The organism is Mycobacterium sp. KBS0706 (assembly GCF_005938675.2).
Lineage (GTDB): Bacteria > Pseudomonadota > Alphaproteobacteria > DSM-16000 > Inquilinaceae > Inquilinus.
Map to the genome: position 1 here is coordinate 1 of NZ_VCCH02000274.1, position 1357 is coordinate 1357.

The window sequence follows — 1357 nt, forward strand, 5'->3', positions numbered from 1 at the left end:
AGCGAGGTGCCGAGGTCGCCCTGCAGCACGGCGCCGGACTCGGCCCCGCCGTCCGGCCGCTCCGGCATCAGCGCCGGCAGGCCGATGCGGTTGCCCTCGATCAGCACCGCGGCCATCTGCACCGGCGAGATCCGGGCGGCGGTGCTGAGGCCGGATGCCCCAGGAATCGACAGCCCGCTCCAGTCCACCTGCGGCAGCTTCTGCCCCCACCAGGCAACCAGCGCCCGGCCGGCCTCCGCCTGGGTGATGCTGCTGCGGCCCAGCGCCTGCCGCGCCGCCATCATGCCGATCATCTCGGCCGACAGGTTGTTGCTGTATTTCAGGACGCGGGTGACGATCACCGGCAGCGTCTCGCTGTCGTGCCGGGCGATGATCGTCCCCTCGGCCGTGCGCGGCCCGATCGTCGGTGCCGGCAGGGTGATCCCGGCGTCGCGCGCGAAGCTGCGGAGGATCTCGGCCGCGGTCGCCGAGGGGTAGCGGATCGGCAGCAGATCGGAGCCCTTGTCCGGCAGCCGCGACGACAGGATCCAGCCCTCATGGCCCTCGACCGGACGATAGGGCGTGGCCGCGCCCTCGCTGACATCGACCCAGGGCAGCGTGACGTTGCGCCCTTCCGCCACCGCGTCGGCCCGGGCGTCCAGGCGCCCCTGCCGCGTCTGCCAGCTCACCCGCAGGGCGTTGAAGTTGACGGCGAGGCCGGTCAGGCCGGGGTTATAGGAGGCGGCCAGGGGCTGCAGCCGGTCGAGGAACGGCAGGGCCTGCAGCACCGTATCGTCGACGATGAAGCGCCCTGTCACCTTGGTGATGCCGGCCTGCCGGATCTGGCCCACCAGATCGGCCAGGTCGTTGATGTCGAGGGTGGGATCGCCGCCGCCGATCAGGGCCAGGTCGCCGCGCAGCACGCCGCCCTCGACCCCGCCGCCGGCGGTGACAATGGTGGTGAAGCGGTGGTCGGCGCCGAGGATCTCGATCGCCGCCAGCATGCTGGCGACCTTCATGGTCGAGGCCGGGATCATCGGCCGCGTTGCCTGCGCGCTGTCGATCAGCTGGCCGCTCTGGGCATCGAACAGGATGTAGGCGACGTCCCCGGCGGGGAGCCCGCTGCGGATGGCAGCCGCCCCGGCTTGGGCCCTGGCGGCATCGACCGGCAGGGCGGCCGTCAGCACCAGCAGCAGGAACAGGCGAAGCAGTCTCATCATGGGCACGGGCCGGCATCCTCCGCATCGGGTCGCGCCCTCCTATAGCTCCGGGCGCGACGAGTCGGAAGCGGCCGTGAGGCCGGAACGCGCACGGCCCCACCAAGGGGGCCGTGTCGGTCGCTCTCCCGGCGGCGCTGCCGCCGGTCGGACGGGGTCGG

At 72.7% G+C, this 1357-nt stretch carries 1 protein-coding gene; it reads right to left on the reverse strand.

Features of this window, described 5'->3' with window-relative positions; all coding sequences use genetic code 11:
- Window positions 1-1199 (reverse strand): D-alanyl-D-alanine carboxypeptidase/D-alanyl-D-alanine-endopeptidase (gene dacB / locus FFK22_RS41775; protein WP_306770271.1); only part of this gene is annotated, 1199 nt, incomplete at its 3' end.
- Window positions 1200-1357 lie beyond the last annotated feature (158 nt).